Below are 22,063 nucleotides of genomic sequence, written 5' to 3'. Positions count from 1 at the left end.
GCGTGCGGCGCGCGGACGGTCGCCCCCGGGGGTGCCGTCGGGACGCCGCCCGGGTTGCGCGGACGAGGCGGGCCGCGAGCGGGGAACGAGCGGCGGGCGCCGCCGAGGATGAGGGCGCCCCGGCCTCGCGGACGCCCGAACACGGTCCGGGGTGAGGCGGAGGACCGACGCGAGCGGGGCTCAGCTGCAGAACGTCCCGTTGCGGACGACCCACTGGTCCTGGATCGCGCCGCCCCAGTCCACGCACTGGCCGGCCGCCGAGAGGTACACCGGCCCGGCGTAGGTCTGCCACTGCCCCGGGTCGGTCTGCCACGACGTGCCCGAACTGAGCTTGAGCGCGGCGTCCATGCTGATCGCGCTGCCCGTGCTGTTCCGGACGGTGACGACGCAGTTCTTGCCCGCCGAGGAGTTGTAGGTGATGAACACCGTGCCGCCGGAGACGTCGGCGCTGCCGAGCACGCCGTACCCGTCGCCGCACTGGCCTCCGTAGCTCGCGGCGGTGGCGGGGGCCGGGGCGGCGACCGCCGCGGCCGCGGCCAGGGCCAGCGCGGCGGCGGCTCCGCGTACGAGGGTCCTGTGCATTGCTCTCCTGTGCGTCCTGTCGGTCCCGTCCGTGCGCGCTCCCCCGCCTACCACGGCGGAGTCCCGCTGCCGCTGGTGCGGTGCTGCTCGACCAGGTGGGTGATGGTGATCGTGCCGTCCCCGGCCGTGGTGTAGGTGACATGTGCCTCGATGGTGCGGCCCCCGCTGTTGACGTAGCCGGTCAGCTCCTGGGGGCTGGACGAGACCGTCCCGGAGGCCCCGTTGGCGACCCCTCCGCCCTGGCTCTGACAGAAACTCCAGGCGCACGTCACGGTCGCCCCGTCGAGCAGCGCGTACCGGGCGGAACCGCCCTCCGGCCGGAAGGCCACCACGTGGTCGCCGGAGGGGCGGTCACCGCCGGCGCTCACCCCGGAGCCGACCGTGGCCATCGCGGTGGTCGTCTCCCCGTCGCCGGCGGAGTCGTCCTCCTCGCCCTCGGAGGGGTCGTCGGACGGGGAGGCCGAGGGGGAGGCGGACGGGTCCTCGGAGGGCGAGGCCTCCTCGGAGGGCTCCTCGGACGGGGTCGGATCCGCCTCCCCTCCGCCGCCGTCCTCCTCGTCCTGCCGGTCGGCGCCGTCCTCGAACCAGGCCGCGACGGGCAGCGAGTCCCAGTTCCGGGCGAGGGCCACACCGCCCAGGCCCACTCCGGCCAGCACCACCAAGGCCGCGACGGCCGCGCCGACGACGGCCAGGACGATCCGCCCCCTCCCGGGTCCCCTCTCCGGCGGCACGGTGAACGTGCGCTCGGGAACCGTCCCCACTCCGTCCCAGTGGTCGTCGACCAGGGCCGCCATGGCGCCGCCCGCCGCCTCGGCCGAGGTCACGGGCGCGACGTCCCGCCCGGCCCGACCGATCGCGGCCACACCGTTGACCAGTTCGAGCGCGGTCGGACGGTAGGACGCGTCCTTGGCGAGGGCGCGGTGGGCCAGGGCCGCGAGCGGCCCGTCGAACCCCGCGGTGTCGGGCGCGCCGCTGATCACCCTGTGCGCGACGGCGGAGGGGTCGCCGCCACCGAAGGGAAGGCGTCCGGTCGCGGCGTAGGCGACGAGCGCGCCCCACGCGAAGACGTCGTCGGCGGTGACGGGCGCCTTGCCCTGGTAGTGGGCGGGGCTGATCCATCCCGGGGAGCCCATCAGGCCGCCGGTACGGGTGAGCGCCGTCTGGTCGAGGGCGCGGGCGACACCGAAGTCCAGCACCCTGGGGCCGTCCGGCGAGAGGATGACGTTGGAGGGCTTGAGGTCGCGGTGGACGATCCCCGCGGAGTGGATCTGCGTGAGCGCCTCGGCCAGGCCCGCGGCCAGGCCGATGAGCAGCCCCTCGTCCAGGGGGCCGTGCTCGCGCATGTAGGCGTTGAGCGTCAGTCCGCGAACGAGCGGGGTGACCAGCCAGGGGCGTTCGGCGTCGGTGTCGGAGGCCAGGAGGGGAACCGCGCAGGCGCCGCCGACCTTGCGCAGCAGATCGACCTCACGCCGGAACCGGGCCCGGAACTCCTCGTCCGCCGCGTACTCGGAGTGGATGAGCTTGAGGGCGACCAGCGCGCCGTCGGGCCCGTGGGCCGCGTACACGACGCCCATGCCACCCGCACCCAAGCGCTTGAGCGGCCGGTAGGGGCCGATCCGCGCGGGGTCGGAGGGTGTCAGGTCAGTGGCGGTGGCGGGGAGGTTGACGGTGGGAAGGCTTGGACTCACGGGGAGGGGATCCTGGTTCGGATACGGATACTGGCGGGGAGTTCGAGGAGGCCAATAGTCGCAGATCGCGCATCACGACACGAAGACGGCGTCACGTCCCACAGGTCAGTAGACGCCCCGTCGGTGTCCCGGGTTCTGTGAACCGGGCAGGGATTCGGAGCGTCCTACCGGACGGTCTCCGGCTGCCGAATCAGCACTTTCGGACCATAGAAACAGATATTGACGGACGCGCCTCAACCCTGGTACACATCTCAAGCCTCTGTCCTCCTCCGGTCCCTGCCCCCGCCGGTCCGCCGCACGGCGCGTGCCCTCCCGCGGACGGACCCGACGGGACACTCGCCCAAGGGAGCCAAGAATGGTGGATCGCCCCACCGCCCCCCTACCGGATTCCCCCTCCCCCTCCGACACCCGTTCCCCGCGCGGGGTGATCGCCGGCCTCGGGCGCCGCGCCAGGGCGAGTTCGCCCGGGCTCCTGGTCTCCGCCCTGGGCGCGGCCCTCCTGAGCACCGTCTTCGGCGCCGGGGCCATGGGACTCGCGGACGAGATGTCCGACGGCTCCGTGTGGCTCTGGAGCGGCCCGACGGGAGAGGCCGTCCGCGTCAACGGCAACAACGCGCAGATCGACCTCGTCGCCGCGCTGCCGGAGTCCTCCGGCAGCCGGGTCCGGGTCTCGCAGAACGACGACTACCTTCTGCTGTTCGACCCCGCCACCGGCAGGGTGACCTCGGTGGACCTGCGGGAGATGGGGTTCTCCGGCGTGCTCGAACTGGGCGCGGGAGGGGACTTCAGCCTGGCGCTCGGCGAGGAGACCGCCGTGGTCATCGACCACGAGGGCGGTGAGATCCGGGCGGTCGACCCGGCGACCCTCCAGCCGACCGGGCCCACGCTGCAAATCCCGGCGCCGCTCGCGGGAGGCGCGTTCGACGACTCCGACACCCTCTGGCTGGGCGTGCCCAGCCAGGGAACCGTCGTCGGTGTCACGGTCGAGGACGAGGAGGCCATCATCGACCAGACGGTGTCGGTGGCCGACCCCGGTGCCGACATCGCCGTCACGGTCCTCGACAGCGGGGTGCTCGCGGTCGACCGGTCCGGGGAGAGCATGGTCGCCGTGAACGGCAACGGCGAGTCACGGGTGATCGACGCGCCGGTTCCGCTGGAGGGAGCCGAGCTCCCCGAGCGCACCCGGGGCGGCCTGACCGCCGTGACGCTGCCCGGCTCCGGCGAGGTCGTCACGGTGGACGACCCCCACGGTGCGGCCCGCGTCGCCAGGTTCGCCACCGGCCACGAGGGCGGCGGTACCGGGGTCCCCCACGAGGGTCGGCTGTACGTGCCCTACCAGGGCGAGGGCACGGTGCGCGTCTTCGACTCCGCCGGTGAGGAGCTCAACCCGATCTCCCTGGCCGGGGCAGAGGGACCGCTGGAGCTGGAGACACGCGAGGGGAACCTGTACATCAACGCGCCCGACTCCGGGACGGCGGCGGTCGTCGACCCCGACGGGCAGGCGATCGTCATCGACAAGACCGCCCGGCCCCCCGGCCTCGACAAGGACAAGGACGGGGACGAGGAGGACGATCCCCGGACGCCCCGGCCGGGTGACGTCCCGGCGCCCTCGCCCGAGGTCCCGCAGCCGGACGTGCCGCAGCCCGACCTCCCCCGGCCCGACGTCCCGCAGCCGGACGCGCCGCAGCCGGACGCGCCCGACACTCCCACCGGCGCTCCCCTTCCCACCGGCACGCCCTCTCCCGACCCCCGGGAGGGCGAGGCGGACCCGCCGCGGACCGATCCTCCGACGGACGAGCCCGACCCCGGTGTGCCCCCGGGCGCACCGGCACCCGTGACCGCCACGTCCGGGGACGGGTCGGTGACCCTGACCTGGCCCGAGGCCTACTCTCCGGAAGCGCCCGTGGAGGAGTACTCCATCACCTGGGACGGCGGGTCCACCTCCGTGCCCGGCACGGAGCTGGAGGCGCGGATCGACGGCCTGGCCAACGGCACCGCCTACCGCTTCCGGGTGACCGCGACGAACGAGTACGGCACCGGACCGGCGGCGCAGACCACACAGGTCACCCCGAACGCGGCCACGCCCGGCGACCCCGGCAACGTCACCGCGCAGACGTCCGGAAACGACACGGCGACCGTCACCTGGGAGGCCGCCGAGAACGCCGTGGACTACCTGATCACCACCACCAACACCGGTGGCGGGGCCGCGCCCAGCAACCGCACGTCCACGAACGCCTCGGTGGAGATCACCGGGCTGACCCCGGGACAGACCTACACCTTCACCGTCACGGCGCGGGGTGAGGGCGGCGTCGCCGGCGGCTCGGCCACCAGCGCCCCGCTCACCGTGAGCGCCCTGACCGTCGGCAATCCGGGCAACGTCAGCCACAGCGTCAGCGGCAACCAGGTCACGGTCACCTGGACGGCGGCGGAGAACGCGGCCCAGTACCGGGTCACGCCCTCGGGCGGCGGCGGCCAGAACATGAGCCCGGCCACCGTCACGGGCACGTCGCACACGTTCACCCGGGGCGGCGGACGCTGCTACTCCTTCACCGTGCGGGCGATCGGCGCGGACGGCACCGAGAGCGACGGATCGGCCTCCAGCTCCAGCGTCTGCGTACGGGAGTTCGCCTGATGTCGGCACACACACCCGAGGAGGCGGCGATGCCGCGAGGAAAGTCCCGCAGACGCGTCTGGACGAGCACGGTCGGCGCCGTCGCCGTGGCGGTCTCGGCCCTGGTCATGACCTCGGCGACCACCGCGCAGGCGGCCGACCCGGTGACGGTGTGCAACTCGGGCGAGGGCGGCAGCCTCCCGTCCGGGGCCGGACCGTTCAGGGTGGTCAACAGCGTGGGGGTCCCGGGGGGCGGGGGGACCGTGTACCTGCTCTACGACGACACCTACAACTGCGCGGTGACGATCAACTCCGGCGTGGGCGTCACGTACATGGACGTGGGTCTGCGGCAGGCGGGCAACTCCGGCACCCAGGCGTGGGACCACGGTCAGTACGGACAGTACGCCGGTCCCGTGTACGTCTCGGCCAGGGGCATCTGCGTGGACTTCACCGGAGCCGTGCGGGACCAGTCCGCGCTCGTGACCAACCAGAACTGCAGCGCCTGAGGTGCGCCGCCCGCGGCTGCTCAGCCGCGGGCGGTGCACACCTCGTCGGAGTAGGCGACCTCGTCCACGCTGACGACGGCGATGACGGTGAAGCAGTACTCCCGGTCGGCGTCAAGGCCGTCCACCGTGGCCGCGGCCCGCCCCGGCGCCACACTGGCGAGTGCGGCGGGGACACTGCCGATCACGCCTCCGACGACGTGGTGCGCGGCCTGCCCGTCGGTGTTGTCCTCCCACGTCAGCAGGGCTGTGTCCCCGGAGTCGTCCAGGGAGACACCGGTGGGCGCCGCCTCCTCGACCACGCTGGCGGGTGGCGCGGCGGAGGCGTCGGCGGAGGGCTCCGCCTCGGGCTGGTCGGAAGGTGCGGCGCCGGTCCTCAGCAGCAGGGCCGCGGCACCCGCCACCACGGCGGCGAGCACGAGGCCCGCCCCGGCCACGGCGGCGTAGCGGGGCCACCGCCGACCCGGCATCGGGGTGGCCGGGACCCGCGCCGACGGGGACGGCGTCCAGCCCTCCGGGGGAGGGGGAGCGGAGGCCCGGAGCTCGGCGGAGGAGACGGCCGGGAGCACCTGGCTCGTCGGCGGAGGCCCGGACCAGACGTCCAGTCCGGCCCAGGGGTCGTCGGAGGGCTCGGGTTCGGGTACGGCGTCCGACGGCGGCGGGTCGTCCCGCCCGCCCCGAGGGGTCCGGTCCACCCCGTCCCGGCCGTTCCCGGGCGTCCCCGGGGCGCTGTCCGCGGAACCGTCCGCCGACCGGTCCGCCCGCGGAAGGGGGTCGGGGACGCCGTCTACGGTCCCGCCCCCCGGCGGAGCGCCCTCGTCCTCCCACCACGCCGTGTCCTCCGCCCCGTCGCGGACGGGACCACCTGCGGTACCGTCCTGCGCGCAGGGGGGTGAAGCGGCTCCGTCGGGATCGCCCTCGGGGGTCGCGGGGTCGCGGTGCTCCCGCCGCTCCTCCCCGGCCTCCGGCTCCCGCCGACCGACGGGGGAGGGCTCCACCGCGGCAACGGGGGGATCCGCCGCAGCGGCGGGGGCGGCCGTCTCCGCGTCCCCGGCGGGCTGTGCTTCCGGAACGGCGGTCTCCTCCGGAGGGGAGGGCTCCCCGACGACCGGCTCCGCGAGGGGCGGGACCGGCACGTCCTCGGCCGCCTCGCGCAGCGCACCGGCGAACCCGGCGGCGTCGGCGAAGCGCCCGGCCGGGTCCTTGGCCAGTGCCCGGACCAGCACGGCCTCCAGAGCGGCGGGCACGTCCTCCCGGGGAAGGCGCGGCGGATCGTCACCGAGCACGCGCTCGCGGTGGGCGAAGGGGTCGGACGCCGCCGCCGAGCCGTCGTCGAAGGGCGGATGCCCGGCCAGCAGCGTCCACAGCGTGGCCGCCAGCCGGTAGACGTCGGAGGCCGCCGAGTGCGGCTCGCCCCTCAGCGCCTCCGGAGGGGCGTACCGCGCGACGTCGACGTCGAGCCCCGCGGCGGGCGGAACGGTGTCCGCCGGCAGGACCGCTCCGGCGTCGATGAGCACGGTCGCCTCGCCCGACGCCAGCAGGTTGCCCGGTTCGACGCCGTGGTGCAGCAGGCCCAGGGCATGGACGGCCTCCAGTGCCCGGGCGACGGCCAGCCCCACCGCCGTGACCTCGTCGACCGGCAGCGGACCGCCGCGGCGGGCGACCGCCCCGTAGTCCCCGCCGTCGACGCACGCCATGGCGACGAAGGGCCTGCCCGAGGTCGTGCGCCCGTCGCCGACCACCGGCACCACACCGGGGAGGCCGGACAGCGCCCGCAGCCGCTCGACCTCGGCCGCACCGCCCTCGTCGCGCATCACCTTCAGGACGACCGGGTCGTCCCCGCCGTCGCTCAGCGCACGGTAGACGGTCGAGGCCGCACCGCGGTGCACGACCTCCAGGGAGTGGAAACCGGGCACCAGACTGCTCCCGCGCGCCCCACCGCTCACCAGGACCCTTCCCTTCTCATTCCACCGGACTCCGACGGGTGGCCGGGCCGGGAACTCACCTGTCCCGCCACAGCAGCGGGCGGGGATCGAACCACCAGGTGAGCGCCCTCCTGCGCCCCCTGCTGAGGCGGAGGGTCCGTACCTGGCGGCGAACGCCCTCCGCGATGGACGACGCGTGCGCCCCGGTGACCGAGGCCCCGGGGGCGAACGCGACGCTGTTGACCGCGCGGCCGAGCCACCCGAGGTCCACCTCGGCCCATCCGCGGGCGCTCTCCGGCAACTGGTCCATGACGAGGGACACCGTGTCACTGACCGTGCTCCCCGGGGGCGGCGTGACCGCGCACAGGCGCAGGGCGTCGCGCAACTCCCGCCAGGCCCCGAGAACACGCCGCTCGGGGGTGCCCGACCACAACCGGCGCCGGGTACGCAGGAGCCGCAGGACGGGAACGGCGAGCACGGCCGCGAGCAGACCGCCCGCGACCGAGGCCGCCGCCCACCAGGGGGTCCGGCCGCCCTCGTCGCGGCGCGCGGACGCGTCGTCGTCGTCGTCCCGCGGGTCGTCCGCGTCCTCCGCCGCCTCCGCCTCCTCGGGCTCGGAGGTGTCCTGGGGCGTCTCCTCCGGCGTGTCCGCGCCCTCCTCGCCGGGTGTGACGGAGAACGGCACCCACCCCACGCCCTCGAAGTACACCTCGCCCCAGGCGACGGCGTCGCCCGTGCGGACCTCGTGCCTGCCGCCGCCCTCGTCCGTGCCCGGACCGAAGCCGACGACGACGCGGCTGGGCAGCCCGGCGGCACGCGCCAGCATGGCGAAGGCGCTCGCGAACTGCTCGGAGGTGCCCCCGCCCCCGGACTCGCCGGGACCGGCCAGCACGGCGGCGACGTTGGCGTAGCCGTGACCGCCGGGGGTCTGGGGGTCGAAGGTGTGCGACTCCCGAACGTACTCCGCCAGAGCGCTGGCGCGCTGGTAGGGCGCCCCCTCGCTGGCGACGGAGGCGACCACCTCGTTGAGGACCGGAGGCGCGCCCGCGGGGAGTTCGCGGTACGCGTCGAAGATCCCCCCGGCAGGGGTCGTGGCCCGCGCCAGCTCGTCCGCCCGCCAGTCGGGAACGTCTCCGACCACCTGGTACCTGGTGCCCGCGACCGGACCGTCCATGTTCACCACGGTGCCCGTGAACGCGTCGTATCCCGGAGACGGCAGGTCGACGCTCCGGGGGGCGCCGACGACCGGCACCCAGCTTCCCGGCAGCTCCTCCCCCACGGCGACCTCCGCCCCGACCTCGGTGGCGTGGGGCGGCGGCGGCACGGGTTCGGGGAGTGTCCGGCCCGCCGCGCGGTAGCCCGCCTCGGGCAGCCAGGTGGTGCCCGTGAAGTCGGACATGACGGCCCACCGCAGACTGACCGGGGCGTCGGACGTGACCGTGAACAGCGGCTCGTCGGCGTCGGCGGCCCATCCGGCGAGGTAGCCGAGCGGGTTGAGCGCCGCCTCGGGGGCCATGGGAGGGGTCATCGCCTCGCGCGGGTCACCGGGTTGGGCGTCCCATCCGGCGAGCAGGAGCGGACCCGCGAACACCGTGGCCGCGGCCGTCAGCGTCGCGACGGCCCCGGTCAGCACGGCCCGTCCCACCCGCCCGGGAGAGGTTCCCGCGGGGGTGTCGACCTCGATCCTCAGCCCCGCCGGATCCGACGGGCCGTCGCGTTCGGGCTCATCGCCCGGGACCGCCATGACGACCGCGGCGGCGACCGTGAGCATGCCGATCGCGAGGAACCCGGGTGGTGCGACGGGGCCGTTGAGCACGGCCGCGCCCAGCAGCAGGACCAGTCCCGGCAGCAGGGCGAGCGCCCGACGGCGCCCGTACCAGGCCAGGGCGGAGGCGGTGGCGGCGAGCCAGGTGGCCAGTGACGGCAGGGTGAGGGTGTCCACGCTGACCGGGGTCGGCGCGGTGCTCGTGAGGATCCGCGCCCCCGAGTGCAGGAGCGCCTCCCCGGCCGAACGCCACACGCCGCCCCCCTCACCGGGCAGCCACACCGCGTACACCACCACCGACGCCAGCGGCAGGGGGAGCCCCGCGACCAGGCTCAGGGACGCCGGCATCCGGCGCCGCAGGGCCAGGGTCGCCACGACGCCGAGGAGCGCGGAGGCGGCCACCACCGCGTAGACGTGGGCGGGCACCGCGTACCCGGGGGCGATCACCGCGCCGCCCGCGGCCGCGGCCAGGAACAGGGCCGCCACGACGAGCGGTCCGGCTCCGGGGGCGGGAGCGGGGGCGGAACCCCGAGCGGGCCCCGCCGTGCGCCGCTCCTCCTCGAAAGCACGCGGTGGGGTCACCGTGACCATGGCGCTCCGTTCCAGCGGTCGGCGAGCCCGGCCGCGTCACCGGCGGTGAGAAGCGTGATGCCGGCGGGGGCGACGGGATGTTCCTCCGCGCCGACGACGGCCCCGATGAGCCCCGCGTAGCGGTCCCCGAGCCGTGCGAACGACCGCAGGTCAGCGGCGCCGAGCGCGCCGCTGACGAGGATCGCGGTGTCCCCGGCGGGACGGGTCCGGGCGAGCGTGAGGGCGGCGTCGAGGTCGGCGTCCGGGGTCGCCCGCGCCTCGGCGAGGAGGTCGAGCAGCGGCGGCAGCCCGCCCGTGCTCTCCCGGGCCCGGCCGCTGGCGAGCCGGAGTTCGCAGTGCAGCGACGAGCGGACACCGGTGGCCAGGATCGAGGCGGCCACGCCCGCGACCTCGTCCAGGCGCTCCTCGCCGCCCGGCGTGGTCCGGTCGTCGACGATGACGCACACCCGTGTCCTGGAGGTGTCGATGTACTCCCGCACGACCAGCTTGTCCAGCCGGGCGGAGCTGCGCCAGTGGACGTGGCGGAGGTCGTCGCCGGGGACGTAGTCCCTCAGGGTGTGGAAGGTGAGCGTTCCCGCCGGGGAGCCGTCGTCCGCGCCGTCGGGGTCGGACACACGGCCGACGGGGACGGCGCGCAGGTACTCCCAGCGCGGGTGGACCCAGAGGCGGTCGGTCTCCCCGCAGTCGCGGCGCGCGGCGGCCAGGCCGAGCGGGTCGGAGCGACCGGCCCGGAGGGGGCCGAGTTCGACGACGCCCCGGCGGGACGCCGTGATCCGGTACTCCGCGTCAGCCGACGCGCGGCCGGGCAGGGGGCGCAGCGCCACCGGCCGCCCACCGCCGGGGGAGAGCACGCGCTCCGTGATCCTGAGGGCCCGTCGTCCGGTGTTGCGTACGTGGAGCGAGACGCGCACGGCCGCGCCGGGAGCGGTCCGCAGCACCGGGACCGAGCGCCGCACCACCACGGCGGCGGGACGTCCGACCGCCAGCGCCGCGACCGCCACAGCGGTCACCGCCACGCCGCCGAGCAGCGCGATCTCCTGGTACTGGGAGAGCACTCCGACACCGAGCAGGAGCGCACCGACCCCCGCGACGAGCCAGCCCCGAGTCGTCGGCATCACCGGTCCGCCGGCGCTCCCGAGTCCCGCGGCGAGGGCGCCGGGGTCTCCCGCAGGACCTCGTCCAGAACGTCGGCTCCGGTGCGCCCGCCGACCGAGGCCTCCGGCGAGAGCACCAGCCGGTGTCCCCACACCGGCCGGGCCAGCAGCTTGACGTCCTCGGGCTCGACGTGCGGACGCCCCGAGGTGAGCGCGAGCATCCGCATCACGTTCGCCATGGCCACCGTCGACCGGGTGGACAGCCCCACGCTGAGCAGGGGGTGCGTGCGCGTGGCGTGCGCGACGCGCAGCACGTACTCGTAGATCGCGTCGTGGACGTGGACGCGTCCGGCGGCCTCGCGCATCCACGCCATCCGCTCCGCGCCGCAGGTGGGCTTGAGGTCGTCCGGCGAGGTCAGCCGGTCGCCCCGGATGATCGCCAGTTCGGCGGCGGTGTCGGCGTAGCCCAGGGACAGCCGCATGAGGAAGCGGTCGAGCTGGGCCTCGGGCAACCGGTAGGTACCCGACATCTCGACCGGGTTCTGGGTGGCCACGACGAGGAAGGGCGAGGGCACCGCGTAGGCGCTGCCGTCCACGGTGACCGTGTGCTCCTCCATGACCTCCAGCAGCGCCGACTGGGTCTTGGGCGAGGCCCGGTTGATCTCGTCGGCGATGACGACGTTGGCGAAGACCGGGCCGGGGTGGAACTCGAATTCGCGGGTGGCCTGGTTGAAGACGGTGACGCCGGTGACGTCGGAGGGCAGCAGGTCGGGGGTGAACTGGATCCGGCGCCAACGGCCGTCCACACTGGCGGCGATGGCGCGCGCGAGCGTGGTCTTGCCGGTGCCGGGCACGTCCTCCAACAGGATGTGGCCCTGGGAGAGCATCGCGACCAGGGCCAGCCGCACGACGTCGGTCTTGCCGAGGACCGCCGACCCGACGGAGGAGACCATGTCGTCGAACTCGTCCGCGAGGAGCACGGCCTCGTCCGCCGTCACCGGGGTCGTCTGATCCGGGAGAGCAGGGGTGTTCACAGAGGGTGGGTCTTTCCGGAGGAAGGGTGAGGAGAGAGGGCCCCGTCGTCTCCGGCGGGTAAGGAGGAGGGGCGTCGGGAGCGCGCGGGGCAGGCGCTCACCGACGTGAGGGTACCGCGTCCGTCATGAGCTGGGAAAGAGCGGGAGCCGGACGGGGCGGCCCCGTGGGAGCGACCCCGGGCATCATCGGCCCGCCCCTGAGGCGGGGTTCGGCCTATCTGGCCATCGCGGCCTTCTTCATGTGCAGGGAGCCGTAACTATGCATCCCGACTGGCTGTGCTGCTCCTGAGGCGTCCGCAGTGATCGAAGCCAGCCACCCGAGGATGCCTCCCTGGGCGGCGTTCCCGAGCGCCGTCCCCGCCGCACCGGCGACCGCCGTGGCCGTGTTGCGGGCGGCGCCTCCGAGGGCGCCGAGGCCCTTGCCCATGAGGTTGAGGCCGCCCTTGAGGAGCCCGCCGGCCACGCCCTTCGCCAGGCCCTTCCACCCTCCGCGGGCGGCGAGCCACGACGCGCCGCGCTGGCCGAGCCAGCGAAGCGCGGGCACGGCGGCCCTCTGGAGGAGGAAACGGCCCGCGGTGGCCAGCGCGGGAGCCGCGACAGCAGCGAGGGGTACAGGCATGGTGCGCCATCCTTTCGGTCGTGTTCCGGTGCGCGGTGAGCGCCCGTCATGCGTCGATGGTCTCGTTTCCACCGCCGTCGGCGGATTCCGGAAAGATCCGGACCGCGCCGACGAACCTCGTCCGCCAGTACTCGGTGTCGAGCGGGACATCCTTCACCGGGTCCCCGGCGTGGACCAGTCGACCGCCGCCGGCGTAGATCCCCACGTGCGACGGGCTGGGGTGGGACTGGATCGTGTGGAAGAAGACGAGGTCGCCGACCTGGAGGGCGCTGACGTCCAGTGCGTCGCCGCGGTTCAGGACGCGGTGGGCCGTCGTGTTCCCGTAGCCCGCGTCGTCCAGGTCCCACTGGGTCGTCGTCACCCTGGGTATTTGCATCCCCACCGACCCGTATGCCTGCTGCATGAGCCCCGAGCAGTCCCAGCTGTCCGGACCGGTACCGCCCCAGACGTAGGGCTCCCACAGTTGCTCCCTCGCGAACGCCACCACCCTCCGGTGCGCCTCACCCGCGTTGCCCTGGAAGGCGGCCTGGTCGACGCCGCCACCGCCCTGGGGGCAGTCCCGGTCCGAGTCGGACGCGGCGACGGTCTGGATGTTGAGCGAGGGCGACGTCGGAGCGATCCCGGAGTCGCTGTAGTACCGGGCCACGTCCAAGACCTGCCGGACGTACCACATGGCGTTGTTGTGGATGAAGACCGTGCACTCGGTGGGACTCAGACCCGCCCGTCTACTGCAGCCGCCGTTCCTCTCGGCCTGATTCTTGTAGTAGGCGAGACGGAACGCCCCGGAGGTGATGTTGTCCGCCGGGTCCCAGACGTTGACCATCCCGTCGCCGTTGCCGTCGATGCCGAAGTAGAACGGATCACTGGTCGGCATATCACCGACCTCGTAGTGCCAGGCTCGGTCCGAAACCGGTTCCTTCGGCAATCCCCCCCACGCGTTGCCAGCGCTGCCCAGTCGGCCGCCGGCCTCCTCGGTCTCCGGGTCCAGCACACCGAACTGGACGATCCCGGCCGCGCCGTAGGGGTTGCGCTGTCCCTCGAGCAGACCGGAGTGCCAGTTCGGGTCCGTGGAGACGTACTGGCCGTTCTGGGTCTCGATCGCGCCGACCGCGGCGACGAGCTCCCAGGGGAGGTCGTACGCCTCGGCCGCGGTGCGGTGTGCCCGCAGGATGTTCTCGGGGATGTCCACACGGATGGTCTTCCGGGAGGAGCCCGACTCCCCGTGCGAGTCGATGGTGATGACCGTCCTGCCCGACGACGTCGACGCGGACGCCTGGACGATGCCCCCCGTGTTCCCGCCCCCGGCCGTGTCGAATCCGCTGTCCGTGGCGCCACCGCCCGGGCCGCACATGGTCGAGGCGTAGGCGATTCCCGCCATGACCGCGAGTGCCGTGGCACCGCCGCCCACGCGCGCGGCGGGCGCGGCGCCCCGGTCGGCGTCGCGCCCAACCCCGGGCAACAGGAACCCGCGCACCCTCGGCCACAGCCCGCTCCACGTGCTCACGCCGCGTCTCCGACGGCCGCCCCCTGGAAGGCGTAGACGGCCCAGGCGCCGTCCTCGGGCACCATGGTGACCGCGTACGACACGGGATCGTTGCCGCCATCGTCCCCGGTGTCCGTCAGGAACCGCGCCTCCACGTCGACGATGACCGACTCGGTTCCGATGTTGCGGATTCCCGTGACCGTCGCCGACGCGCTGGTCCGCTGCGGATCATGGTTGCTCCCGCTGTTGGGCGTGCTGAGGATGGTGTCCTCCAGGGCGCCGAAGAACTCCTCGGAGACCATCGGGGCGAGGCGGGCGAGGCGCTCGTCGTCGCTCTCGTCGGGGATGACCTCGCCGTAGACCTCGACGAACAGGCGCGCCGTCTCGGCCCCGGCCGCGAGTTCGGCCTCCGGGAAGGGCAGCAGCGACATGACGTCGTCGACGCTCCGGCCACCGGGCGCGGCGGGCTCCCCGTTCGCACCCGGTGCGGAGGAGGCGGCGGACTCCTCGCCGCCCGGCCCCGAGACGATCCGCGAACCCAGGAAAACGAGGGCGACGACCAGGGCCGCCAGGATCCCGAACACGACCGTCTTCTCCCGCGAGCCCCCGGCGAAGTCGCTCATGCCGGACCAACCGCTCTGATCATGGGCACCCATTCGTCGAGAATTCGGACAAGAACGCACCATCCATACCGGAAGGAAATCCAAAATGCAAAGGGTATTCGGACCCAAAAACACCACGAAGAGCGATGTTTCCTAACGATTCGATCAAAGGGTACGCACGGACGTTCACACGGTGGACGCGTTCTGGCAGGGTTGACCAGGAGGATTCACCGGCCTGACCACGGATGATCACTCAGGCGAGTCGGACGACCTCCTTCGGTTCGCGAATTTATCCATGATTTATTCGCATTTCATTTCACATTCGAACACCATCGGCCACGCAAAGTAATTTCGACTCCGACGGCCACTTGATTACCTTCACCCCAAACCGGTATATCTTGCCTGCCGTCCGGACCCGAACCCGGCTCACGGTACCGCCGGTGTCGACGTGCCCGATCCTCACGTCGGCCAGGACGGAGACGATATTTCCACGACACGGACGAGGGGAGCCGGAGCCATGGCCAAACGCGGGACCGACGCGTCCGAGCCATGGGAGACCCCGGCCGACGCACTGCCGCCCTGGGCCGGGGAGATGGTCGTACTCGGCTGTCACGGCGGCGCCGGCACCACCACACTTCGGGTCCTGCTGAACACTCCCTGGGAGCTCGGCGCCTACGCGGCCGAGCGGGGGGAGATCGACACCTTCGGCCGCCCGCTGGTCGTCACCTGCCGCAACAGCGTCGCCTCGACGGCGCGGGCGGCGGCGGTCCTCAACGTCATCGAGCGGAACGACCTGCGCCCCGCGGCCCTGGTGGTCGTGGCGGACGGCGCCGGACCGGAACCACCGGAGTCCACGGCGCGGCTACGTCTGGTGCGGGACAGGGTCGGACACCTCGTCCGGTTCCCCTTCGTCCCGTCACTGCGCTACGTCGACGCCGCCGACGCGGACCGGGTGAAGCTGCCGAAGAAGGCCGAACGGGCCTTGGACGAGACCAGGAACGCCTGCCACGCTGCGGCAACCGAGACCCTGGAGCAACAGGGCACGGGGTGAGGAGAACGGATACCCATGGACACCCTTCTGCACGCGAGTGACGTGGTCACCTATCTGACCGCGCCCCCCACGAACACCGTGACCGTCGCGGGAGGCTTCAACTGGACCAACGACCCAGACCTGCCCAGCTTCAGTAACTCCCGCAACCCGATCCAGCAGATCATCAGTTGGGGCCAGGGCATCATCGTCGTCATCGGCATCATCGGCATCCTCTTCGCCGCGGGCAAGATGGCCATCGGCAAGTTCGGCCGGTCCGACCTCGCCGCCGACGGTGTCGGCGGGCTCGTCTGGACGATCATGGGGATCTCACTCATGCTTGTCGCCATCCCGGTCATCACGACGGTCGCCGATGTCGGGGGCGGGGGCGCAGATGCCGCGGAAGAGGCGGACGAGAACATGAGCGACTCGTTCGACGTCGAGGACGGGGGCGAATGACGCTGGGGGAGATCCTGCCCCTGCTCCCGGACGCCGTCCACCTGGGCATGGCGCCTCCGACCGAGGTGCGGTGGAGCCCGGAGCCGAAAATACCGAGGTGGGGTCTCGGCGACGGCCAGGACCCCGGGGCGGACCCGATCCAACGGTTCCTCGGGTACGCCCAAGGGGTCATCGTCGTGCTCGGCGTCCTCGGCATCCTCTACTCGGCGGGAAAGATGGCGATCGGAAAGCTGGGCAGGTCCGAGATCGCCGCGGACGGTGTCGGCGGTGTGGTGTGGACCGTCATGGGGGTCTCCCTCATGCTGGTCGCCATTTCCGTCGTCACCACACTCGCCGGGGTCTGAACGGGTCGGAGAGGTCAGCGGAGGGCGAGTTGACAGTGGAACGGGTAGGGGACGCGGGACGGCTCTCGCTGGCCCTGACGGATTTCGAGAACTCCGGAAACGACCTTCTGGGGTACGTGGCCGGTCTGGGCGTGGTGTTGGGCGTCCTCGCGCTCATCGTCGTCGGCGGGCGCATGATCCACGCGAACTTCACCGGTGATCCCTGGATCGCCGCTCGCGGCATGGCCGACCTCCCCTGGGTCGTCCTCGGCGTGGTCCTGCTCATCGCGTCCGGCAGCCTCTCCGCGAACCTCCTCCAGGGTTCCGTCCACGGGAACGGCGGCGACCTCGCGGCCATCCTCGAGAACGTCGAGGAGGGGCAGGACGGTGTCGAGGAGGGCGCCGCCGACTGTGAGGACGGAGGCGCGCTCCAGGACCCCGACAACGGCAGGTACCTCTGCCCCGACGACGACGGATGGGACGAGCTCGCGAGGACCGCCCCTGTCGACGGCCCCTACGACCCACGGTGCACCGTGGGAGACTTCGCGTCGGACTGCTACCAGTTCTGCAACATGACCGGGTTCTACCCGTTCCGGGGCAAGGCGAGCGACAGCCCGTGCAGCGCCGAACCCATGCAGGCCATGACGCAGGGTTCATGGATCTGGGCCGACTACCACTGCCCCAATCTCAGCCCGTACTGGTGGGGAGCGATCGCGGACTGCCGAGGCGACTATCCCGAACCTCCCGAGAATGCTATGCCCTGGCCGTTTGAATTCGACTCCAACATGCACATGGAAATATATTCCGAGGAGCGCAGGGAGTACAGCTGTAGGTATTACCGGGACTGGGTGGACAGCGTCATCGCGGCCGCTGACAGGATGACGCCCGAAGAATACTGCGCGGGCTTCCCGAGCGAGGAAACCACAGGTGAAGACGGCACGGACGACGATGACTCGGGCCTCGTAGACATCTGATCCCGATCCGAGCGAGAAACGAAGGAGGTGGAACACATGGCTGAGGAAAACGTCGAAGGCTGGGTCGTGGAGAGCCTTCAGGGAATTATTGGGCGAATGTTCGATCTCCTCATCGAAAGCGAAAACAGGGGGCCCGTCTGGGACGCCTCCGAACGCCCGCCGCCTCCCAGCTTGGACCAGATCCTGGGACCTTCCAATGATCCCTACGCCCCAGGCTTCTACGTGGAGGGGCCGGGTGCCGACCAGGGCGTCCTGGCGATCCAGGACATCTTCAACCCCCTGGTCCTGTTCCTGACCACGTTGGGCATCCTGCTGGCGGCCATCCGCCTCCTGTGGTCCCGTCGGCTCGATCCGATGATGGACATGATCCGCGGTCTGCTGACGGTCATCGTCGCCACGTTCGGCGGGCTCTTCCTCATCCTCGTCCTGATGAGGTTCGGCAGCGGACTCACCACGATGGTCCTCACCCTGGGTACGTCCGCGTCGGAGGGCGCGGAGGCACAGGAGACCTTCCTCAGCGCCGCGAAGAGCGTCTACCCGAGCATCATGCGGGTGGGTGCCGACGGCAACGACCTGGGGTTCATGAACGAGACCGCCCGTGGGGCCCTGAGCTCCATGGTCGGCCTCGCGGTGATCCTCGGTCTGATCGCGCAGATGATCGTCCTCACCCTGCTGGACGCGGTCCTCTACCTCATCGCCTGCCTGCTGCCACTGGCCGCGGCCAGCACCATGATCCCCGGCCTGAAGATCTTCCCGAAGGTCATCGGCTGGCTGTTCGCCTGCCTGCTGTACAAGCCCCTTCTGATGATGATCTACCTGGTCGGCCTCGTCATCCTCGGAACCGTCGACGACTACGAGAGCGACGGTCTGCTCAGGTACCTCCTGGGGGCGGCGATCATGCTGCTGGCCACCGGCTCCCTCCCCGTGCTGATGCGACTCATGAGTTCGGGAGGTGTGTGGGCCATGGCCTTCATGGCGGGCGGCCTCAACTCCATCACCGGGGGAGGGGGCGGTGGCGGCGGAGGTGACCCCTCCCCCAGCAACCACCAGATCAACGGTTCCCCAATCGGGAGCCAAACCGGCGGTGAGGCCGGCATCGCCCAGGTGTCCGCGGCCGGAGCGAACGAACGCGCCGCGGGCGTCGCGCGCAACCTCGACGGAGGCGGCTCGGGAACCGGTGGCGGGACCGCTGGCGCGCTGGCGGGTGTGTCAGGTTCGGGAACGGGAGCCGCGACCGCCTCGTCCCTGGGAACGCAGGGCGGTCAGGCCTTGGGCCTGACCGGGACCGGGACGGGCGGCGGAGGTGTCGGCGGCGCCGGAGGCGGGACCGCCAGCGGTACCGGCGACGGCGCGGAGGCGACGGCCTCCGGTGCGACGGAGTCCTCGAACTCCGCGGGCGGCGGTGCGGGGCAGCCGTACAGCCAGGCGGCCACGGGCAGCGCGGACGGCGCCAGCGGCTCCGTCTCAGGCGGAGCCGCCCCGGGCGCGGACACCCCCAGCGGAGCGGCCACGGACGGGGGCGGGTCCCTCCCGGACACGGGCGGAGCCTACTCGGGCGGGGACGCCGCCAGCGGAGCCGCCCCGGGCGCGGACGTGCCCGGCGGAGCCGTCTCGGCCGGGGGCGCCCCCGGCGGAGCGGCCACGGCCTCGGACGGGGGCGGAGCCCTCCCGAGCGGAGGCGGATCAGCACCCTCGACGGGAGCGGCGCCGCCATCGCTCCCCGACGGAGCAGACGGAAGGATGGTCTAGGTGGTTCGCACGTACGGAGGGTGGCGCCGCCGACGCAGCATCGGGTTGTTCGGGCTGGGGCTCAACGCCACCCTCTTCCTGCTCGGCGGCCTGATCCTGCTCATGCTGACCGGCATGTTCGCCCCCGGCCTCGCCCTCTACCTGCTTCCCGGCATGACGGTGGCCTTCCTGTTCGCGGCGGTGCCGGTGCGGGGTGAGTCCCTGCTGAGCTTCCTGCTCGCGCGGCTCCGGTGGTGGTGGGCCAAGGTTCTCGGGCACACCCGCTACCGGGCGGGTGTCATGGTGGAGCACCCGCGCGCCTTCCAGCTCCCCGGCGTCCTCGCCCCCGTCTCCCTGCTCTCCTGTGAGAACGGCAGGGGCGGCCGGTTCGGTCTGGCCTGGAACCGCCGACTGGGCCACATGACCGCGACGATCCTGGTCTCGTCCAACTCCGTGTGGCTGGCGGAGCCGTCCGACGTCGACACATGGGTGTCGAACTGGCACCAGTGGCTGGCCTCCCTCGGGTACATGCCGTGGGTCCAGTGGGTCACGGTGACCGTCGAGTCCCGGCCCGCCCCCGGGAGCGCGCTGCGCAGCAACGTCGAGGCGGACATCGACCCGCAGTCCCCCGCGGCCGCCCGCAGAATCATGCGCGACCTCGTGGTGAACGCCCCCACCGTCAACGCCCAGGTCGAGACCCGCATCAGCGTCACCTTCGATCCGCGCAGGTTCCCGGTGGCTCCCAAGGACCGCATGCAGGCGGCGGTGGAGGTCAACGGCTACCTCAACCAGCTCGAGACCAGCCTCGCCAGCACGGGCGTGTCCGTCCTGGGCCGGGCCACCCCCGAGCAGCTCGTCGCCATGGTGCGCAGTGCCTACGACCCGACGGTCGTCAACGACCTCAGTTCGGTGCTGAACGAGAAGCCCCAGGACATCGGGACCCTCGACTGGACGGACGCCACACCCGTCGAGGCCGAGGTGCACCACGACCGCTACACCCACGACGGCGGCACGAGCGTCTCCTGGATCTGGCAGGAGGCGCCGCGCACCCACGTCACGAGCACCGTGCTCGCCGAACTGCTCTCCCCCACCCGCTGGGTCAAGCGGACCACACTGCTGTTCCGCCCCTGGCCCGCGGCCGCCGCGGCGCGCGCCCTGGAACAGCAGAACTCCGCGGCCCAGTACAAGAGCGAACTGTCCTTCCGGGTGCGGCGCAGGGTGAGCGCCCGGGACAACCAGGACCTGGCCTACGCACGGCAGGCGGCCCAGGAGGAGACGCGCGGCGCGGGCCTCGTGCAGGTGAGCCTGTACACGTCCGCGACCGTGGACGACGAGGAGAGGCTGAAGCAGGCGATCACGCACACGGAGTCGGCGGCGGAGACGTCCCGCATCCGGTTGCGCAGGGCCTGGGGCAGCCAGGACGTCGCGTTCGCCACGACCCTGCCCCTCGGAGTCTGCCCGCCGTTCCTCATCCAGCGCGGCATGGGCTAGGGAGAAGGAAACGTGGCGATCATCGATCGACAGAGTCGGCGGGAGGAACGCCGCCAACAGAGCGCTGAGCGCAAGCGCCTCAAGCAGAAGGAGGCGCTGCGGGTCCAGGAGAGTCGGACCGACCGTTCGAAAGAGCGGGACCGGGAGGTCATCGCCCCCCTGCTCGGCTGGAAGCACAGGGGTGGCGGGGCTTCGCCGAACATCCCCAACGCGGTCGAGTACCAGGCGACCACCGCCCAGGCGTGCGGGCTGTTCCCGTTCGTCACGAGCAGCAAACCACCGGCGATCGGCACCCCGATCGGCCGCGACCTCCTCTCCGGGGAGGCCGTCTGCCTCGACCCGATGGCCTGGCTGCGCGCGGGGCTGATCACCAACCCCGGCTGCTTCGTCCTGGGGCAGCCGGGCACGGGGAAGTCGACGTTCGTGAAGCGCCTGGTCACCGGGTCGGTCTCCTTCGGATCCCAGGCCATCATCCTGGGCGACACCAAGCCGGACTACACCGAGCTGATCCAACACCTGGGCGGCCAGGTCATCCGGATCGGACGGGGTCTGGACCGGATCAACCCGCTGGACGCGGGCCCCCTGGGCACGGTGATGGACCGGCTCTCGGAGGTGGAGCGGGAGAAGCTCCGCTGGGAGGTCCGCTCGCGGCGGATCTCGTTGCTGATGGCGTTGTGCACCCTGATCCGCGAGGACCGGATCAGCAACGCCGAGGAGGTCGTGCTCGGCGCGGCGGTGGACCTGCTCGACGAACGGCTCGCGGGACGGCAGCCGACCGTCATCGACGTGCTCGACGTCGTCGAGGAGGGTCCCGCGTCGCTGCGGTCCTTCGCCCGCGCCGACGACCGGGAACAGTACGACAAGCGTGTGGACGACCTCGTCTTCACCCTCCGCCTGCTGTGCACCGGTTCCCTGGCGGGCGTCTTCGACGGCGAGACCACCCGGCCCCTCGACATGGAGGCGCCGGGGATCAGCGTCGACATCTCGCGGGTGGGCGCCGCGGGCGACAAACTGCTGACCGCCGCCATGCTGTGCACGTGGAGCTACGGGTTCGGCATGGTCGACGCGGCGGCCGTGCTCTCCGAACTCGGCCTCATCCGCCGCAGGTCCTACATCGGCGTGATGGACGAGCTGTGGCGCGCCCTGCGCGGCGCCCCCGGACTCGTGGAGTTCGCCGACTCGCTCACCCGGCTCAACCGGTCCAAGGGCATGGCCTCGATCATGGTCACGCACTCGCTCAGCGACCTGGAGGCGCTGGCCACCGAGGAGGACCGGGCCAAGGCCCGGGGGTTCGTCGACCGCTCCGCCATCACCGTCCTGGCCGGACTCCCCCCGCGTGAGCTCGCCGCGGTCAACCGGATCACCCCGATGACCGCCCCCGAGCAGGGCCTGGTGGCGTCGTGGTCGTCGCCGGACTCCTGGCAGCCCGGCGCACGCCACCCCGGGCGCGGCAAGTACCTGATCAAGACGGGGGCCGAGCGGCTCGGCATCCCGGTCCAGATGACGCTCACGGGCGACGAGCTCGTCCTGTACGACACCGACCAGGCGATTCGGGGAGAGTGAG

At 72.5% G+C, this 22,063-nt stretch carries 18 protein-coding genes; 9 read left to right on the top strand and 9 right to left on the bottom strand.

Annotated features, from left to right (window positions below; all coding sequences use genetic code 11):
• Positions 1–180: 180 nt before the first annotated feature.
• Both ACTVAJ_RS23015 and ACTVAJ_RS23010 read right to left on the bottom strand, forming a co-directional pair.
• Entirely contained in the window at positions 181–582 is a 402-nt protein-coding gene (locus tag ACTVAJ_RS23015; RefSeq protein ID WP_470390313.1) for a spore-associated protein A, read from the bottom strand.
• Positions 583–629: 47 nt separating this feature from the next.
• Complete coding sequence (locus ACTVAJ_RS23010) at positions 630–2,270, bottom strand: protein kinase domain-containing protein (RefSeq protein WP_470390312.1); 1,641 nt, start codon at positions 2,268–2,270, stop codon at positions 630–632.
• Between the two features lie 355 nt (positions 2,271–2,625).
• Here ACTVAJ_RS23010 and ACTVAJ_RS23005 point away from each other — a divergent pair, with 355 nt between their 5' ends.
• The gene (locus ACTVAJ_RS23005; protein ID WP_470390311.1) at positions 2,626–4,902 is read left to right on the top strand and encodes a fibronectin type III domain-containing protein; all 2,277 of its coding nucleotides are present in this window, start codon (positions 2,626–2,628) and stop codon (positions 4,900–4,902) included.
• Positions 4,902–5,387 (top strand): spore-associated protein, encoded by a 486-nt coding sequence (locus tag ACTVAJ_RS23000; RefSeq protein WP_470390310.1) that lies wholly within the window; start codon positions 4,902–4,904, stop codon positions 5,385–5,387. Before ACTVAJ_RS23005 ends, ACTVAJ_RS23000 begins: the two co-directional genes overlap by 1 nt.
• Positions 5,388–5,407: 20 nt before the next feature.
• Here ACTVAJ_RS23000 and ACTVAJ_RS22995 read toward each other — a convergent pair whose 3' ends face one another.
• The 7 genes from ACTVAJ_RS22995 to ACTVAJ_RS22965 all read right to left on the bottom strand — a co-directional run bounded on the left by ACTVAJ_RS22995 (position 5,408) and on the right by ACTVAJ_RS22965 (position 14,518).
• Entirely contained in the window at positions 5,408–7,330 is a 1,923-nt protein-coding gene (locus ACTVAJ_RS22995) for a protein kinase domain-containing protein (protein WP_470390309.1), read from the bottom strand.
• Positions 7,331–7,385: 55 nt separating this feature from the next.
• Positions 7,386–9,665 carry a transglutaminase TgpA family protein gene (locus ACTVAJ_RS22990; RefSeq protein WP_470390308.1) on the bottom strand — a complete coding sequence of 760 codons (2,280 nt, stop codon included), beginning with the start codon at positions 9,663–9,665 and terminating at the stop codon, positions 7,386–7,388.
• A complete protein-coding gene (locus ACTVAJ_RS22985; RefSeq protein ID WP_470390307.1) occupies positions 9,653–10,780 on the bottom strand; it encodes a DUF58 domain-containing protein in 1,128 nt (375 codons plus the stop codon). The genes ACTVAJ_RS22990 and ACTVAJ_RS22985 overlap by 13 nt, the downstream gene beginning before the upstream one ends.
• The gene (locus ACTVAJ_RS22980) at positions 10,780–11,739 is read right to left on the bottom strand and encodes an AAA family ATPase (RefSeq protein WP_470390529.1); all 960 of its coding nucleotides are present in this window, start codon (positions 11,737–11,739) and stop codon (positions 10,780–10,782) included. Before ACTVAJ_RS22980 ends, ACTVAJ_RS22985 begins: the two co-directional genes overlap by 1 nt.
• A gap of 268 nt (positions 11,740–12,007) precedes the next feature.
• Positions 12,008–12,412, bottom strand: coding sequence for a hypothetical protein (locus ACTVAJ_RS22975; protein WP_470390306.1), 405 nt, complete (start codon positions 12,410–12,412; stop codon positions 12,008–12,010).
• A gap of 46 nt (positions 12,413–12,458) precedes the next feature.
• Positions 12,459–13,916 carry a C40 family peptidase gene (locus ACTVAJ_RS22970; RefSeq protein ID WP_470390305.1) on the bottom strand — a complete coding sequence of 486 codons (1,458 nt, stop codon included), beginning with the start codon at positions 13,914–13,916 and terminating at the stop codon, positions 12,459–12,461.
• Complete coding sequence (locus ACTVAJ_RS22965; protein WP_470390304.1) at positions 13,913–14,518, bottom strand: hypothetical protein; 606 nt, start codon at positions 14,516–14,518, stop codon at positions 13,913–13,915. The genes ACTVAJ_RS22970 and ACTVAJ_RS22965 overlap by 4 nt, the downstream gene beginning before the upstream one ends.
• A gap of 496 nt (positions 14,519–15,014) precedes the next feature.
• On the opposite strand from ACTVAJ_RS22965, the gene ACTVAJ_RS22960 reads away from it, so the two are divergent.
• The 7 genes from ACTVAJ_RS22960 to ACTVAJ_RS22930 all read left to right on the top strand — a co-directional run bounded on the left by ACTVAJ_RS22960 (position 15,015) and on the right by ACTVAJ_RS22930 (position 22,062).
• Positions 15,015–15,548 carry a hypothetical protein gene (locus ACTVAJ_RS22960; protein ID WP_470390303.1) on the top strand — a complete coding sequence of 178 codons (534 nt, stop codon included), beginning with the start codon at positions 15,015–15,017 and terminating at the stop codon, positions 15,546–15,548.
• Positions 15,549–15,563: 15 nt separating this feature from the next.
• The gene (locus tag ACTVAJ_RS22955) at positions 15,564–15,983 is read left to right on the top strand and encodes a hypothetical protein (RefSeq protein ID WP_470390302.1); all 420 of its coding nucleotides are present in this window, start codon (positions 15,564–15,566) and stop codon (positions 15,981–15,983) included.
• On the top strand, positions 15,980–16,327 hold the full coding sequence (locus ACTVAJ_RS22950) for a hypothetical protein (protein ID WP_470390301.1): 348 nt from the start codon (positions 15,980–15,982) through the stop codon (positions 16,325–16,327). The genes ACTVAJ_RS22955 and ACTVAJ_RS22950 overlap by 4 nt, the downstream gene beginning before the upstream one ends.
• Positions 16,328–16,362: 35 nt before the next feature.
• Positions 16,363–17,280 carry a hypothetical protein gene (locus ACTVAJ_RS22945; RefSeq protein WP_470390528.1) on the top strand — a complete coding sequence of 306 codons (918 nt, stop codon included), beginning with the start codon at positions 16,363–16,365 and terminating at the stop codon, positions 17,278–17,280.
• Between the two features lie 171 nt (positions 17,281–17,451).
• Positions 17,452–19,029, top strand: a complete 1,578-nt coding sequence (locus tag ACTVAJ_RS22940) for a hypothetical protein (RefSeq protein WP_470390300.1) — start codon at positions 17,452–17,454, stop codon at positions 19,027–19,029.
• Positions 19,030–20,499 carry an SCO6880 family protein gene (locus tag ACTVAJ_RS22935; protein WP_470390299.1) on the top strand — a complete coding sequence of 490 codons (1,470 nt, stop codon included), beginning with the start codon at positions 19,030–19,032 and terminating at the stop codon, positions 20,497–20,499.
• Between the two features lie 12 nt (positions 20,500–20,511).
• Positions 20,512–22,062 (top strand): hypothetical protein, encoded by a 1,551-nt coding sequence (locus ACTVAJ_RS22930; protein ID WP_470390298.1) that lies wholly within the window; start codon positions 20,512–20,514, stop codon positions 22,060–22,062.
• Position 22,063 lies beyond the last annotated feature (1 nt).

The organism is Nocardiopsis sp. KDC1DS13DA1 (assembly GCF_055632325.1).
Note: the sequence above shows the minus strand (reverse complement) of the source record. Positions and strands in the feature narration are given on the sequence as shown.